Genomic DNA, 13,016 nt, shown 5'->3' with positions numbered 1-13,016 from the left:
GGTACGGTGTACCCAGTTGGGGTGCGGCAAGACCGCGCCCCCGACATCCGGAGGCACAGCCATGCCCGAATCCGCCGTGACGCCCGCCCACCGCCCCCTCCCGCCCGGCCGCCGTCCCGCGCCCCACGACCGTCCCGGCGCCCCCGCCGGACACGCCGTCCTCACCGAAGGGCTCCGCAAGCACTACCGGAGCAAGGACGGCGCCGCCCCTCCCGCGCTCGACGGCTTCGACCTCGCCGTCCGCCCCGGCACCGTCCACGGCCTCCTCGGCCCCAACGGCGCGGGCAAGACCACCGCCGTCCGTATCCTCGCCACCCTTCTCAAGGCCGACGGCGGGCGCGCCGAGGTCGCCGGGGCCGACGTCGCCCGGGACCCGGGCACCGTCCGCGCCCGCATCGGCCTCGCCGGGCAGTACGCCGCCGTCGACGAGGGCCTGACCGGCCGCCAGAACCTCGAACTCTTCGGCAGGCTCTTCCACCTCGGGGCCCGCCGCTCCCGCGACCGCGCCGCCGAACTCCTCGACCGCTTCGGGCTGACCGAGGCCGCCGACCGGGGCGCGCAGGAGTACAGCGGCGGGATGCGCCGCCGCCTCGACCTCGCCGCCTCGATGATCCTGGCCCCCGCCGTGCTCTTCCTCGACGAGCCCACCACCGGACTCGACCCCCGGGCCCGGGGCGAGGTCTGGGAAGCGGTCCGGGCACTCGTGGCGGGCGGCACGACCGTCCTGCTCACCACCCAGTACCTCGACGAGGCCGACCGGCTCGCCTCCCGGATCACCGTGATGGACCGGGGCCGGGCCATCGCCGACGACACCCCCGACCGCCTCAAGGACCGGGTCGGCGGCGACCGGGTGGAGGTCGTCGTCGCCGAGCCCGCCGACCTCCCGGCGGCCCGCGCGGTGCTCGCCCGGGTCGCGGGCACGGAGCCCCGTACCGACGAGGCGGGCCGCCGGGTCCACGTCCCCGTCACCGACCGGGTCGCCGCCCTCACCGAGATCGCCCGCTCCCTCCAGGAGGAGCGGATCGCCGTGGAGGACCTGGCCCTGCGCCGCCCCACCCTCGACGACGTCTTCCTCCGGCTGACGGGCCAGGAACCGGGGGGCGGCCGGGAACCGGGGGGCGGCCGGGATCCGGGAGGTGACCGGGAGGCCGGGAGCGGCCGGGACGCCGCCGTCCGCCGCGAGGCCGGAAGCGTCCGGGAGTCCGCCGCCGACGGCCGGGAGGCCGCCGCATGAGCGCCGTCACCCTCGACCGGGCCTACTGGGCGTTCGCCGACTGCCTCACCCTGGTCCGGCGGACCCTGCTCAACTACCGCCGCAAGCCGGTCGCCATCCTCTGGCAGCTCGGCTTCCCCATCCTCTCCGTGCTGCTGTACGGCTTCGTCTTCGGCAGCGCCATGCGGGTCCCCGGCGGCGGGGACTACCGCGAGTTCCTGATGCCCGGCATGTTCACGATGACGATGGCGTTCGGGCTGATGAACACCGCGACGGCCGTGGTCTCCGACAGCGGCAAGGGGGTCGTGGACCGGTTCCGTTCCATGCCGATGGCCCCGTCCGCCGTCACCACCGGCCGGGGGCTGTCCGACCTGCTGGTCGCCTCCGCCGAACTCGCCATCCTCGCCGCCACCGCCCTCGCCATCGGCTGGACCTCGGACAGCGGCCCCGCCGCCACCCTCCTCGGCTTCGGCCTGCTGCTGCTCCTGCGCTTCAGCCTCATCTGGGTGGGCGTGTGGTGCGGGCTCACCGTCCCGAACACGGAGACGGCGGGCGCCCTCTACGCGGTCGTCTTCCCGATCACGATGATCTCCAGCGTGTACGTGGCGCCGTCGCTGATGCCCTCCTGGCTCGGCCCGGTCGCCGCCTGGAACCCGATCTCCTCCACGGTGACCGCCACCCGCGAGCTCTTCGGCAACCCGGGCGCGGACGGCGGCACCTGGGTGGAACAGCACGCCGTCCTGATGGCGTTCGCCTGGCCGCTGGCGATCACGGCCGTCTTCCTGCCGCTGGCCGTACGGAAGTACCAGGCCCTCAGCAGGTGAGACGGGACGCGAAGGGCCCGGCACCGCGCGTGCGGTGCCGGGCCCTTCCGTACGACGGGGCGGGACGCGGTTACAGGTTCTCGATCACGTAGTCGACGCACGCCGTCAGGGCGCGCACGTCCGCCGGGTCGATCGCCGGGAACATCGCGACCCGCAGCTGGTTGCGGCCCAGCTTGCGGTAGGGCTCGGTGTCCACGATGCCGTTGGCGCGCAGCACCTTCGCGACCGCCGCCGCGTCGACCTCGTCCGCGAAGTCGATCGTGCCGATGACCTGCGAGCGCTTCGCCGGGTCCGTCACGAACGGCGTCGCGTGCTTGGACTCCTCGGCCCAGCCGTACAGCGCGTCCGACGACTCCTTCGTCCGGGCCACGGCCCAGTCCAGACCGCCCTGGCCGTTGATCCACTTCAGCTGCTCGTTGAGCAGGAAGAGGGTCGACAGCGCCGGGGTGTTGTACGTCTGGTTCTTCAGCGAGTTGTCGATCGCCGTCGGCAGCGAGAAGAACTCCGGGATGTGCCGGCCCGACTCGTGGATCTTCCGCGCCCGCTCCAGGGCGGCGGGGGAGAAGGCCGCCAGCCACAGACCGCCCTCGGCGGCGAACGACTTCTGCGGGGCGAAGTAGTAGACGTCCGTCTCGGCGATGTCGACCGGCAGACCGCCCGCGCCCGAGGTCGCGTCGACCAGGACGAGCGCGCCCTCGTCGGCGCCCGCGACCCGCTCGATCGGGGCGGCGACACCGGTGGAGGTCTCGTTGTGGGTGTACGCGTAGACGTCGGTGCCCGCCTCGGCCACCGGCTCCGGGTGGGTGCCCGGGTCGGCGGAGATCACGGTCGGCGCGTCCAGCCACGGGGCCAGCTTCGCGGCCTTCGCGAACTTGGAGGAGAACTCACCGAAGGTGAGGTGCTGCGACTTCTGCTCGATGAGCCCGTGCGTCGCCACGTCCCAGAAGGCGGTGGAGCCGCCGTTGCCCAGGATCACCTCGTAGCCCTCGGGCAGCGAGAAGAGGTCACGGATGCCGGTACGCACCTCGCCGACCAGGTTCTTGACCGGAGCCTGGCGGTGGGACGTGCCGAGGAGGGAGGTGCCGGTCGCGGCCAGGGCGTCCAGCGCCTCCCTACGCACCTTGGAGGGGCCCGCGCCGAAACGGCCGTCGGCGGGCTTGATGTCAGCGGGAATCTGGATATCAGCCACGAGGCGGAGGGTATCGGGTCGGGAAGGGGCCGGTCGCCGCATGTCCGCCCGATGAGACGAGGACTGAGACATCCTGGCCTTGTGGGAACACACGAGCAAGGGACCGGGGAAGCGACCGCACTCGCCGCCGCGCTGCGGGCGGCCGTCGCCGGGGACGTCGACTTCTCCGCCGCCGCACGCGCCCTGACCACCATGGACGCCTCCAACTACCGGCGGGTTCCGGTCGGCACGGTCGCGCCCCGGGACGCCGACGACCTGGCGGCCGTCCTGGAGGTGTGCCGGGCGCACGGGACACCGGTCGTCGCACGCGGCGGCGGCACCTCGATCGGCGGCCAGGCCACCGGAACCGGCGTCGTGCTCGACCTCACACGGCACCTGGACGGGCTGGTCTCCCTGGACCCGGAGGCGCGCACGGCGGTCGTACGGCCGGGGCTCGTCCTCGACCGGCTGCGGGAGGCGGCCCGCCCGTACGGGCTGACCTTCGGCCCCGACCCGTCCACCCACGGCCGCTGCACCCTCGGCGGCATGATCGGCAACAACGCCTGCGGGGCGCACTCGGTCGCCTGGGGCACGACGGCGGACAACGTGCGCTCGCTGGAAGTGATGACCTACCGGGGCGAGCGGTTGACGCTGGGGCGGGGCGGTCCGGCGGGACAGGACGGACAGGACGGGCCGGGTGGGCCGGGTGGGCCGGGTGGGCAGGACGGGCAGAGTGGGCCTGGTGGGCCGGTGCCGGGCGGACCGGTGGTCCCGGGGGCCGGTGGCTCCGTGTCGCGGGGCGCGCCCGCCGGGCTGCTCGACCTCGTCGGGCGGAACCTCGCGCCGCTGCGCACCGGCTACCCGCAGGGGCTCCCGCGCCGGATCTCCGGGTACGCCCTCGACGCGCTGCTTCCCGAGCGGGGCACGGACGTGGCCCGCTCCTTCTGCGGCAGCGAGGGCACCCTCGGGATCGTGACGGAGGCGACCCTCCGGCTGGTCCCGCTGCCCGCCGCGCCCGTGCTCGTCGTCCTCGGGTACGCCGACGAGAGCGCGGCGGCCGAGGCGGCGGCCGGGCTCCTCCCGTACGGGCCGCTGACCGTGGAGGGCATGGCCGCCGACCTCGTACGGGACGGCGGCGCGGGGCTGCCCCGGGGCGGGGCCTGGCTGTTCTGCGAGACCGACGGCGAGGGCGCGGCCCGCCGTCTGGTGCGGGCGGCGGACGCGCTCGACGCGGTGCTCGTGACCGACCCGGCCGGACAACGGGCGCTCTGGCGGATCAGGGAGGACGCGGCGGGCACCGCGACCCGGCTCCCGGACGGGACCATGGCCTGGCCGGGCTGGGAGGACTGCGCGGTGCCGCCCGCCCGGCTCGGCGCGTATCTGCGCGACTTCCGCGCCCTCCTCGCCGAGCACGGCCTCAGGGGCGTCCCCTACGGGCACTTCGGCGACGGCTGCGTCCACGTCCGGATCGACTTCGACCTGTGGACCGACCCGGGCGTACGGGACTTCCGGCGGTTCTCCGAGGCGACGGCCGACCTGGTGGTCGCCCACGGCGGCTCGCTCTCCGGGGAGCACGGCGACGGGCAGGCACGGGCCGAACTCCTGCCGAGGATGTACGGGGACGAACTCGTCGCCCTGTTCGGCGCCGTCAAGGACGTGTGGGACCCGGACGGCGGACTCAACCCGGGGATGCTGGTCCGGCCGCGCCCCCTCGACGAGGGCCTGCGGTTCGCCGGACTGCCCGCCACGGGCGCCGGGCGCGCCGCCGCCCGCTGCGTCGGGGTCGCGAAGTGCCGGGTGACGGGACCGGCTCCGGGACCGGACGTGATGTGTCCCTCGTACCGGGTGACCCGCGAGGAGAAGCACTCCACCCGGGGCCGGGCACGGCTGCTGCACGAGATGGCGCTGGGCGAGGTCGTCACCGGCGGATGGCGTTCGGAGGAGGTGCGGGAGGCCCTCGACCTCTGCCTGTCCTGCAAGGGCTGCCGCGCCGACTGCCCGGTGGGCGTCGACATGGCCGCGTACAAGGCCGAGTTCCTCGACCGGCACTACGCGGGCCCGCTCGGCTTCCTGCGCAGGCCCCGCTCCCACTGGACGATGGGACGGCTCCCGCACTGGCTCGACCTGTTCGGGCGGGCGCTGAACCCGGCGTCGCGGCTGCCGTTCGCGGCCCGCTGGGCGGGCGTCACCCCGGAGCGGGGCATCCCGCGCGTGGCCGCCCGGACCTTCACGTCCTGGTTCGCCGAGCGCGCCTCGGCCCGCCCTCCCGTCCTGACGCTCTGGCCCGACACCTTCACCGACCACCTGGCACCCGAGGTCGGTCTGGCGGCGCTCCGGGTCCTGGAGGCGGCCGGGCTCGGCGTGGCGCTGCCGCCGGGCCGGGTGTGCTGCGGTCTGACCTACGTCTCCACCGGTCAACTGGGCGCCGCGCGCAAGGTGATGCGCCGGACCCTGGACACCCTGGACACCCCGGACGGCGACGGGTCCGGACCGGTCGTCGTCCTCGAACCCTCCTGTGCGGCGGCGCTCCGCACCGACCTGCCCGAACTGCTCCCGGACGACCCGAGGGCGGCCCGGCTCGCGGCCTCGGTCCGCACCTTCGCCGAGGCCCTGGAGGAGCTGGCGCCGGGCTGGGAACCGCCCCGCCTGGACCGCCCGGTGACCGGCCAGACCCACTGCCACCAGCACGCGGTCCTCGGTGACGCGGCCGACCGGCGCCTCAGGGAGCGCGCGGGTCTGACCGGTGCACTGGAGGGCGGGTGCTGCGGTCTCGCCGGGAACTTCGGCTTCGAGCCGGGGCACTACGAGGTGTCGGTGGCGTGCGCCGAGGACCGGCTGCTCCCGGCGCTGCGGCGGGCCGCCCCGCACACGGAGGTCCTGGCGGACGGCTTCTCCTGCCGGACGCAGATCGCCGACCTGACCGGCGGCCGGGCCCGGCACCTGGCGGAACTCCTGTCGGAGGCGCTGGACCTGGGGGAGCCGTCGGGGCGGGCGGACGGTCCGGACGGTCCGGGTGATGCGGGTGATGCGGGTGATGCGGGTGGTCCGGGGGCCGGTGGTGGGGTCATTCCCCGCTGACGATCTCCCGGGCCATCGTCACGAGCGCCGCCGTCGCCGGGTGCGGGAAGGCGTCCCGCCAGGCCAGGACCACCGGGAGCGCCGGGGCGTCGGTCAGCGGGCGGTAGGCGACCCCCGGGTGCGGGTGCAGGGCGGCGGTGGAGGCGGAGGAGACGCCGACGCCCCGGCCCGCCGCGATGGCCGTCAGCCAGTCGTCGGTGTTGGCGACCGTGACGGTGGCGGCCGGGCGGGCGGCGGGGGGCCACAGGGCCAGGGTGGTCGTGCCCGAGACGGTGTTGAGGACGACGGTCCGGCCGGTCAGGTCGCCGAGGGCGAGCCGGGCCCGGTCGGCGAGCGGGCCGTCGGCGGGGACGGCGGCGAACCGCTCCTCCGTGGTGAGCTGGACGGTGATCAGGCCCGGCGCGTCGACCGGGCCCCGGAGCAGGGCCGCGTCGACCTCGCCCCGGGTGAGTCCGGCCGTGCGGTCGTCGACCCGGAGGAGTTCGAGGGGGGTCCCGGGGTGTTCGCGCTGCCAGCGCCGCAGCAGGGGAGTGGTGTACGGACCGAAGGCCGACCAGGCGTGCCCGAGGCGCAGGGGCCGGTGCCGGAGCCTGGCGGGGTCGACGGCGTCCTCGAAGGCGGCGAGCGCGGCGGCGGCCCGGTCCTGGAAGGCACGGCCGTCGGCGGTGAGGGCGAGGTGATGGGTGGAGCGGTCCACCAGCCGGGCGCCGAGGTGCTGTTCGAGGGCGGCGAGCGTACGGGAGACGGCGGGCTGGGTGAGATGGAGCCGGGCGGCCGCCCTGGTGAGGCTGGTCTCCTCGGCGATGGCGAGGAAGCAGCGGAGATGGCGTAGCTCGATGCTCATGCGTTCGGAGCATAACCGCAGAACAGTCGGCATTTCCGGTGCCGCGCGGGGGCTCGTAGCGTGAAGGTGGAAGTCGGTGGCGGTCCACCGGTAGTGCATTATTCTGGACTGGAAGTACAGTCTGGTGGACGTGTGAGGAGTCGGTCGGTGGACAGTCCGGTCAAGGGGGCGGCCCCGGCGGGAGCCGTCGTGGTCGGCGGCGGGCCGACGGGTGCCGCACCGGTCGGCGCGGCGGTGGCGGGTGTCGCCGTGGCCGCCGGGGACCCGACGGGAGCCGTCGTGGCGGGCGGCGGGGGTGCCGGGGCGGTGGGTGCCGGGGCGCCGGGCGTCGCCGCCCGGGGGATCGCGGGCCATCGGCTCGGGCCCGTCGCGCTGGTCGTCGCGGGCGGTCTCTCCGTGCAGTTCGGTTCCGCCGTCGCCGTCCTCCTCATGCCCCGCGCCGGTGCGCTCGGCGTGGTGACGCTGCGGCTGGTGCTCGCCGCCGCCGTCCTGCTGCTGATCTGCCGTCCCCGGGTCCGGGGGTACGGGCGGGCCGACTGGGGCACGGTCCTCGCCTTCGGCGCGGCGATGGCCGGGATGAACGTCCTGTTCTATCTCTCCGTCGCCCGGATCCCGCTGGGCGCGGCGGTGACCCTGGAGGTCCTGGGGCCGCTGATCCTGTCGGTGGTCGCCTCCCGGCGGCTGATGAACCTGCTGTGGGCGGGGCTCGCGCTCGGCGGTGTCGTCCTGCTCAGCGGCGGCGGTCTCGACCGGCTCGACCCGCTGGGGGCCGGGTTCGCGCTCGCGGCGGGCGCGATGTGGGCGGCGTACATCGTGTTCAGCGCGCGGACCGGCCGCCGCTTCCCGCAGGCGGACGGGCTGGCGCTCGCCATGGCGTTCGGCGCGGTCCTGACGCTGCCGCTGGGCGTCGTCGACGCGGGCGACAAGCTCCTCGTCCCCTCGACGATCGCCCTGGGCCTCGGGGTCGCCCTGATGTCCTCGGTCCTGCCGTACACCCTGGAACTGCTCGCGCTGCGCCGGCTGCCCGCGCCGACCTTCGCGATCCTGATGAGCCTGGAACCGGCCATCGCCGCGACGGCGGGCTTCCTCGTCCTCCAGCAGTCCCTCGCCGTGACGGACGCCCTGGCCATCGCCCTGGTGATCGGCGCCAGCATGGGCGCGGTCCGCAGCCAGATCGGGCGCGGGCGCCGGAAGTCCCCGGGGGGCGCGCGCCGGGATGCCTGAGGGGGACACCTGAGGGGGACGCCTGAGGGGGACGCCTGAGGGGGACGCCTGAGGGGGATGCCTGAGGGGGACGCACCCGCCCTCCCGGGCTTCGCCTCCCCCGGCTCCTCCGCCCGTGTCACCGGGCGGACCACCGTCCGCCGGACCGTCCCGGCGGACGGTGGTCCGCGTTCCGGGGCCGCGTGGCCTGGCACCCGGCACAACCCCATGTTTCACCGTGCGTGGAACACCGGTGCCTTCACGGACGGCACGGGGGCGGAACCCCCGTATGCCCCTTGGCCCGGCACTCGTCCCGGGAGGGCGCAGGTGTTCCTGGTGGCTGCTGCGTGGTGACGGGCGACGCGCACGAGTAAGGCGACAGCGAGGGCGGGTCCTCCCTCGGGAGGATGACCGATCCGCCGGGGCCTCCTCAGGGGCCAGCCTGGCGGCCATGCGCTGGTATCTGACAGGCGTCGTCGTGTCCGGCTTCGGTACGACGGCGATGTGGCTGGTCTCCGGGATCTGGGTGAAGTCCCTGACGGGGTCCGACGGTCTCGCGGCCCTCGCCGCCGTCGCCCTCTGGGCCCCCGTCCTCCTCGGGCCGCTCCTCGGCACGCTCGCCGACCGGGTGCGGCGGCGACCGCTCCTGGTCGCGCTCGACCTCGGCGCGGCGGCCGTGCTGCCGCTGCTCCTGTGGGTGGACTCGGCCGGGCGGGTGTGGCTGCTCTTCGCGGTGCTCGTGCTCTACGGGGCACAGGGCACCGTCCACGACGCGGCGGAACAGGCCCTCGTCGCCACCGTCCTGGACGAGAAGCGGCGCGGGGCCTTCAACGGGCTGCGGATGACCGCGAACGAGTCGGTGAAACTGCTCGCCCCGCTGGTGGCCGCCGGGCTCTTCGCCCGGTACGGCGGCGGTCCCGTCGTCCTCCTCGACGCGGCGAGCTTCGTCCTGGCGGCGGCCGTGTTCGCGCTGATGCCGGTACGGGAGGCCCGCCCCGCCCGGCCCCCGTCCCGGAACTGGTGGCGGGAGACCGCCGAGGGGACCCGGCTCCTGCGCGCCTCACCGGTGCTGCGGCCCCTGGTGGCGACCGGCGCGTTCACGATGCTGCTCGCCGGGGTGAACGGGGCTTCGGTGTACGCGGTCGTGGACCAGGGCCTCGGGCGACCGCCCGCGTACGCCGGTGTGCTCTACGCCGTCCAGGGCGCGGGCTCCGTCCTCGCGGGGCTGTTCACCGGGCCGCTCCTGCGCCGCCTGCCGGAACGGTCGCTCGCGGCCCTCGGACTGCTCCTGTTCGCGGTGGCGGCGGGCGTACGGGCGCTGCCGTACGAGGCGACGGCCCTCGCGGCGAGCGGGACGATCGGCGTGGGCCTGCCGTGGGTGCTGGTCGCGGTGATCACGGCGGTGCAGCGGGAGGCCCCGCCGGACGCGGTCGGCCGGACGGCGGCCACCACGAACACCCTGCTCTTCGCCCCGAACGCCCTGTCGACGGGCCTCGGTGCGGCCCTCGTCACCCTGACCGACGTCAGGCTCCTGCTCCCGCTGCTCACCCTGGCGGGAACGGCCTGGGCGGCCTGCCTCACCCTCCGGGGGCGCGCCGGGGCGGTCCGGGAGGAGGCGGGCTGACCCCGGGTCCCGCCCGGAGCGCCGGGAAGGCCGGAACTCAGAGGGCGGGCAAGCCGGAGAGCGGGAAGCCGGAACAAGGGGGAATCATCGCTGGAGAGCACGCCGAACAGCGTCATCACCGGGGGTGGCACGACGGCCCGCTTCGACGGGATGTCGCTGACGGTCGAGCGGAGGGACACCGTCTGGACCGTTCCGGCCGAGGCGCTGGCCGGGACGTCCCTCACGGGCGGTCGACCGTACGGGCCGAGATCAGCGGGGTGCCCCGGGAGGACGTCGGCGGGGCGCACGGTCTCGGGCCGGTCGTGGAGCTCCGGGCGCCCAACGCCACGGAGGCGGGGGCCTTCCACGATCTGCTGCGGGCCAGGATCTCGACGGCCCGCCCGGCTCCTCGTCGCGTCCGGACCGCCCGCCCGCCGCCCACCCCCGCCGCCCGGCCACGCCCACCCCCGCCCGCCGGGCCACGCCCGGTCCCGCACGGCTCGCCCGGCGGCCCCGTGCCCGGCGACCGGCCCCTACGATCCCCGCATGATCGCCACCCTGCAGTGCCTCGTCGTCGACTGTCCCGAGCCCGCCCGGCTGGCCGCGTTCTACCACGCCGTTCTCGGGGGTGAGGTGGACCGGCCCGACCCGCGCTGGGGAGTCGGGGAGGACTGGTCCACCCTGCACACGCCCGGTGGGCTCGTCCTCTGCTTCCAGGGCGTCGAGGATCACCGCCCGCCCGCGTGGCCGGACCCGGAGCGGCCCCAGCAGTTCCATCTGGACCTCGACGTCCCCGACGCGGAAACCGCCCGCGAACAGGTCCTCGCCCTCGGCGCGACCCTCCTGGACGAGGGCCCCGCCGACCGGGGCTGGCGCGTCTACGCCGACCCGGCGGGCCACCCGTTCTGCCTGCTCGGACGCTGAGTCCGTCGTCCGCGGAGGCGCCGGAGCCGTACCGCGATCCCTGCTGCTTCCTGAAGGCCGGGGGACGCGGCGACGGTCTTCCCCTCGGGAACCTGAGGGGCCCGGGGGCCCGGGGGCGCGGGAGCCCGGAAGCGCGGGGCGGGCGGACCGGGCCCGCCGCTCTCCACCCTTGCCTCCCTCGCCTCCCTCGCCTCCCTCGGCCCCTCTATACATCGCATGTATAGACGATGCGTATAGTCACGCCCATGGCACCGTCTTCGCCCACCCCGCGCGGCCCCCGTCTCTTCAAGGCGCTGATCGTCTCGACGATCGCCGTCGCCCTGTCGCACGTGATCATGTCGGACGGGCTCTATCTGTCCTTCAGCGGCCAGGCGGCGGCGACGCTGGGGTCCGGGGCGGGGTTCGGCTCGGACCAGGCGTTCACCGCGGCCATGATGAACACCGCCCTGCTCATGCCGATCGTCCTGTGGGCCGGGATGCTCGTCACCGGCGAACGCCGGGTCGGCCCGATGGTCCTCGTCGGCACGATCGGCTGGATCACGGCCGTCGGCAACGGCATCGACACCATCGACGACGCCCCCTACACCCTGCTCCCGTTCGGCTCCCTCGCCCTCGTCGTCGGCGTCACCGCCCTGTCCTCCGCGATCCGGAGGAAGTAGAGGGAGTAGAGGGAGTAGAGGAAGCGGGGGAAGCGGGGGAAGCGGGGGCGAGGGACGCGCGGACGCCCCGGTCCCTGGGGCCGGGGCGTCCGTCGAATCCGGAGGCCGGATCAGCCGCCCTGGCCGATGCCGCCCAGCGGGCCGACGCGCACCGGGGAGCCGCCGCCCTCCGTGACGGGCAGCGTGGCGGCGCCCGGCCAGGCGAGGGTGACCGGCGTGGTCTCGTTCGGCGGGGTCACGACCAGACCCGTGACACGGATGCCGGAGCCGCCGGACTCGTTGAGCGGGTAGTGGACGCCGAACGGGATCGACGCACCGCTCTTGAGGGTGACCGGACCGGCCTTCTCGCCGCTGCGCTTCGCGGACAGCGTGCCCGCGCTGGTCCTGAGGTCGACGCCCGCCCAGCCGGAGACCACACAGGTCCGGCCGCCCCGGTTCGTCAGCTCCACGGCGACGGTGCCTTCGCGGTCACCGTCGATGGTGCTGTCCGAGGCGGTGATCCTCAGGTCGCCGGTGGTGCACTTCGGGGCCGTGGCCTTCGCGTCGGACCCGGACCCCGCACCCGTACCGCCGGAGCTCTTCTTCCCGGAGGACGTGCCGCCGGAGGCCGTCCCCCCGGCGGTGGACCCGCCCGTGCCCGACCCGCCGTCCTGGTCGGTACCGGCCGAACCGGCGCCGTCCGCCTCCGCGCCACCGGCCGGGGCGGTGTCCCCGGACGAGGGCCGCGCGTCGGAGGAGGAAGAGGACGGCGCGGACGACGGGTCGCTCTTCCCCGCGGCGGCGTCGGTGCTCTGACAGGCCGTGAGCGAGAGGCTCGCGGCGACGGCCAGGACGGCGAAGGTGACCTTGTGGACGCGCATCGTTTCTTCCCCAGTTTCGGTCGGCGGTTCCGGGTGCTCCGTACGAGCGGGTGTTCCGTACGAGCGGGTGCTTCTGCTCACCAAGAGGCGCCCGGCCGGGAGAACCGTTCCGGGTGCCCGCCCGCCCATACATTCCTGTGACACGTAACGCCCGCCCGGAGGCCCGCCCGGCGCCGGTGGGGCGCCGCTGACCTGGCAGGACGACGGTTTCCTCGGTGGTTCCCCAACTCCTCGCGCCGCGTGCGCGACTGTCACCCGCAGGGACAGAGCCGTGACGCGGCGGATCTTGACCACGGCCGTCGGCCCCGCGACCGGCCCGTCACTCCGCCCGGACCGGCGCACCACGTCCGCCGTGCCGCCGTCCACGGCCGTCCGCCGCCGTCAGGCGCAGTCGGTCGTACGGTGCCGCCGACGCGGGCGCCGATCCGGTCCGCGCTCTTCCGGCCGAGGGCCGCCCCGCCGGGCCTCTCGGGCGGCCTCCCGCCGAGCGGCCCCGGCAAGCCGCCCGCCCCGCCACCGGCCCGCCCCGTTCCCTCGGTCCGTCCCGCCCATCAAGTAAAGCAAGCACGCTTGATTGTTTATGGTGGCGCTGCCATGCTCCTCGCGAAGGCCCGAGACCGCCCGTCCCCCGAGGGGAGCG

10 protein-coding genes are annotated in these 13,016 nt (G+C 75.2%); 7 read left to right on the top strand and 3 right to left on the bottom strand.

Going from position 1 to position 13,016, the window contains the following annotated elements:
- Positions 1–61 precede the first annotated feature (61 nt).
- The gene (locus tag ACIO92_RS14945) at positions 62–1,234 is read left to right on the top strand and encodes an ATP-binding cassette domain-containing protein (protein ID WP_402281483.1); all 1,173 of its coding nucleotides are present in this window, start codon (positions 62–64) and stop codon (positions 1,232–1,234) included.
- Positions 1,231–2,037 (top strand): ABC transporter permease, encoded by an 807-nt coding sequence (locus ACIO92_RS14940; RefSeq protein ID WP_366439840.1) that lies wholly within the window; start codon positions 1,231–1,233, stop codon positions 2,035–2,037. The genes ACIO92_RS14945 and ACIO92_RS14940 overlap by 4 nt, the downstream gene beginning before the upstream one ends.
- Before the next feature lie 70 nt (positions 2,038–2,107).
- Here ACIO92_RS14940 and serC read toward each other — a convergent pair whose 3' ends face one another.
- A complete protein-coding gene (gene serC, locus ACIO92_RS14935; protein ID WP_366439839.1) occupies positions 2,108–3,226 on the bottom strand; it encodes a phosphoserine transaminase in 1,119 nt (372 codons plus the stop codon).
- Between the two features lie 51 nt (positions 3,227–3,277).
- On the opposite strand from serC, the gene ACIO92_RS14930 reads away from it, so the two are divergent.
- Positions 3,278–6,283, top strand: a complete 3,006-nt coding sequence (locus tag ACIO92_RS14930; protein WP_402281480.1) for an FAD-binding and (Fe-S)-binding domain-containing protein — start codon at positions 3,278–3,280, stop codon at positions 6,281–6,283.
- Here ACIO92_RS14930 and ACIO92_RS14925 read toward each other — a convergent pair.
- Positions 6,270–7,127, bottom strand: coding sequence for a LysR family transcriptional regulator (locus ACIO92_RS14925; protein WP_402056846.1), 858 nt, complete (start codon positions 7,125–7,127; stop codon positions 6,270–6,272). The genes ACIO92_RS14930 and ACIO92_RS14925 overlap by 14 nt on opposite strands.
- 306 nt (positions 7,128–7,433) lie before the next feature.
- Here ACIO92_RS14925 and ACIO92_RS14920 point away from each other — a divergent pair, with 306 nt between their 5' ends.
- The 4 genes from ACIO92_RS14920 (at position 7,434) to ACIO92_RS14905 (ending at position 11,516) form a co-directional block, all read left to right on the top strand.
- Entirely contained in the window at positions 7,434–8,351 is a 918-nt protein-coding gene (locus ACIO92_RS14920; protein ID WP_402056999.1) for an EamA family transporter, read from the top strand.
- Positions 8,352–8,781: 430 nt separating this feature from the next.
- Positions 8,782–9,954 (top strand): MFS transporter, encoded by a 1,173-nt coding sequence (locus ACIO92_RS14915; protein ID WP_402281478.1) that lies wholly within the window; start codon positions 8,782–8,784, stop codon positions 9,952–9,954.
- 525 nt (positions 9,955–10,479) lie between these two features.
- Positions 10,480–10,857, top strand: coding sequence for a VOC family protein (locus ACIO92_RS14910; protein ID WP_402281476.1), 378 nt, complete (start codon positions 10,480–10,482; stop codon positions 10,855–10,857).
- 245 nt (positions 10,858–11,102) lie between these two features.
- Positions 11,103–11,516: a hypothetical protein gene (locus ACIO92_RS14905; RefSeq protein ID WP_401236466.1), complete on the top strand. Its 414-nt coding sequence runs from the start codon at positions 11,103–11,105 to the stop codon at positions 11,514–11,516.
- Between the two features lie 110 nt (positions 11,517–11,626).
- Here ACIO92_RS14905 and ACIO92_RS14900 read toward each other — a convergent pair whose 3' ends face one another.
- Positions 11,627–12,376, bottom strand: coding sequence for a DUF4232 domain-containing protein (locus tag ACIO92_RS14900; RefSeq protein ID WP_366439829.1), 750 nt, complete (start codon positions 12,374–12,376; stop codon positions 11,627–11,629).
- Positions 12,377–13,016: the final 640 nt, after the last annotated feature.

Source organism: Streptomyces sp. NPDC087215 (genome assembly GCF_044744885.1).
GTDB lineage: Bacteria > Actinomycetota > Actinomycetes > Streptomycetales > Streptomycetaceae > Streptomyces.
Note: the sequence above shows the minus strand (reverse complement) of the source record. Positions and strands in the feature narration are given on the sequence as shown.

Coding starts and splice junctions, on each gene's coding strand:
- ACIO92_RS14915 (WP_402281478.1), top strand. CDS start 8,782: ATGCGCTGGTATCTGACAGGCGTCGTCGTGTCCGGCTTCGGTACGACG.
- ACIO92_RS14930 (WP_402281480.1), top strand. CDS start 3,278: ATGAGACGAGGACTGAGACATCCTGGCCTTGTGGGAACACACGAGCAA.
- ACIO92_RS14945 (WP_402281483.1), top strand. CDS start 62: ATGCCCGAATCCGCCGTGACGCCCGCCCACCGCCCCCTCCCGCCCGGC.
- ACIO92_RS14910 (WP_402281476.1), top strand. CDS start 10,480: ATGATCGCCACCCTGCAGTGCCTCGTCGTCGACTGTCCCGAGCCCGCC.
- ACIO92_RS14940 (WP_366439840.1), top strand. CDS start 1,231: ATGAGCGCCGTCACCCTCGACCGGGCCTACTGGGCGTTCGCCGACTGC.
- ACIO92_RS14905 (WP_401236466.1), top strand. CDS start 11,103: ATGGCACCGTCTTCGCCCACCCCGCGCGGCCCCCGTCTCTTCAAGGCG.
- ACIO92_RS14925 (WP_402056846.1), bottom strand. CDS start 7,127: ATGAGCATCGAGCTACGCCATCTCCGCTGCTTCCTCGCCATCGCCGAG.
- ACIO92_RS14900 (WP_366439829.1), bottom strand. CDS start 12,376: ATGCGCGTCCACAAGGTCACCTTCGCCGTCCTGGCCGTCGCCGCGAGC.